The following is a 1926-nucleotide window of genomic DNA, read 5'->3' on the forward strand; positions in this document are numbered from 1 at the left end:
GACGTGACTCCCTTGCTACTCAGCAAGCGATCTTGGGATCCTTGGCAGAGGAAACCGGAAGCCAAGCACAGAGCGCCATCGAAACCCCCGCTTTCGGCCTTTCTGGCGCCAACCGGCACCAAATTTCAGCACCCTGTTAGGGGCGGAGCGACCGAAGGCCGTGGTGTCGGATCGCTAGTTCGACGCGGACTACGGGTCGTTCCGCTGCGTGGTAGTGGTGGGGACGCTGCTCCTGGGGGGCAGCCGGCTCTCGCACGTCCGGGTTCCGTTGCACTGGAGATTCGTCCGATCGAAGCGGCTTCCGGATGAGCGGACCCCGGCCCGGAGCTGCTGGTGCAGGGAGTAGATTGTTCGGGATGATCGGACGGCGACGTCACACCCGCGGGTCGATTCCGCTGCTCCCCCAACTGACTGAACTCGCTGATCATTCCGCAGGGAGAGGTGGCCGAGTGGTTGAAGGCAGCGGTCTTGAAAACGGGACGGAAGTCCTGTGATTTCAGCAACTTCGGTGAGTTGCGTCGGACCGGAACCGCACAAAAGGGGTCGGGACGAGTCCGATTGACGTCGCTGGCGACGTCAATCGCAAACGCTTGAGAGAGAGCATCAGGCTTCGAACCTGGGGGTCGAGGGTTCGAACCCCTCCCGGAGTGCCATCCAAACGAAGTGGTTAGGCGGGAAGCTGCGAATGACCCTCTTTCTCGTAGCCTGAGGGTCAGCTCGGGATTCCCCAACACAGGCGGCGACCTCAGATGCTGCAGACGCCAATCCCGCAATGGGTCGCGCGCTCTCAGTCTCTGGCCCGCGCCGATGGCCACGCCGGCGAACTATTCCTCGATGACACCGTCGACGACGCGGATGCGATGCTCCTTCGCTGCGCTCAACGCCGTGAACGAATAACGGCCGTCTTTCTGCTCGTAGCCTTCGATCGCAGAGAGTGCGCGGAGGATCGAGCGACTGCCAACCGGATCCCATTCCTGCACGTCGGATAGGGAAAGCCGCGCCGGGAGCCGACCTTCTTCGGCAAGCATCATCTCCAGAAGCATCGTGAGGTGATGGCACGCCGCTCGCGCCTGCGCCCGCGTGGCCTGGGAGTACGCGGCACCGACGTGGCTGGCGCCATCGAGGATCGCCTCCACTTCCTCTCGCTGCGCGCGGGTCAGGTCTCGCCCGAGCAGCGGGCGAGCCACCTCGCCACTTTCCTCCCATCGTTGGCGCACCATCAGCCACTGGGCCTTGCCGTGGTAGAAGTCGAACTCGAGATGCTGTTTCGCACTCTCGCCGTCCGGTTGCTCCGGGAAGTGCGTCGCGAGATCCTTCAGCATGCCCTCGGCGCGATCGAAGTCGCCCTTCCGCGCGAGCTCCCGCGCCGTGTGGTAGCGGCCGTCCGTCAGAGATCGCAGTTCTTCGATCTCGTTTTTCACCTCGCTGACGACGTCGAACTTCTCGTTCTTCGCCATGAACTCGGTGAGGCGCGCGATGGATGCACCCGGGCGATCTTGGTCCGTGGTCTCGAGCAGCTCCCTGAACTCCGCCTCAACCTCGGGCGGGGTGGGTTGAGGTGCCGAGCAGCCGAGCGCAGCGACCAGGAACACGATCGCAACCAAGATGAGGTTCCGCGAGCACATCGAGGGTCTCCTTCGGAAGGGCCAGATGCTTGGAGTTCCGGCTGCGGGGCCTGCACCCCTGGCTGTGTCCCGATGCTGAAGTGTAACGAGTTAGGCGATGCCGCGGCGAGAACTTGCTGGGAGCCAGATCACGGCGGTGAAGCTCGGGGCGCTTGGTATTGGTGTAGACGCTCACTCAGAAGCGTAGAAATCTGATCATTTGGCCGGGGGGCGACGCAGCCCGCCGTTCCGGATTCCGATTCAGATCTTCCGGGTCGAAAGGTCCTTGACCCAGGGCGAACGCCCTCCCGGCTCGACCGGA

General features: G+C 63.5%; 1 protein-coding gene. It reads right to left on the bottom strand.

Annotated features, from left to right (window positions below):
- Positions 1-824: 824 nt before the first annotated feature.
- Entirely contained in the window at positions 825-1625 is an 801-nt protein-coding gene (locus tag GY937_02120; GenBank protein MCP5055501.1) for a hypothetical protein, read from the bottom strand.
- Positions 1626-1926: the final 301 nt, after the last annotated feature.

It is taken from the genome of bacterium, assembly GCA_024228115.1.
Lineage (GTDB): Bacteria > Myxococcota_A > UBA9160 > UBA9160 > UBA6930.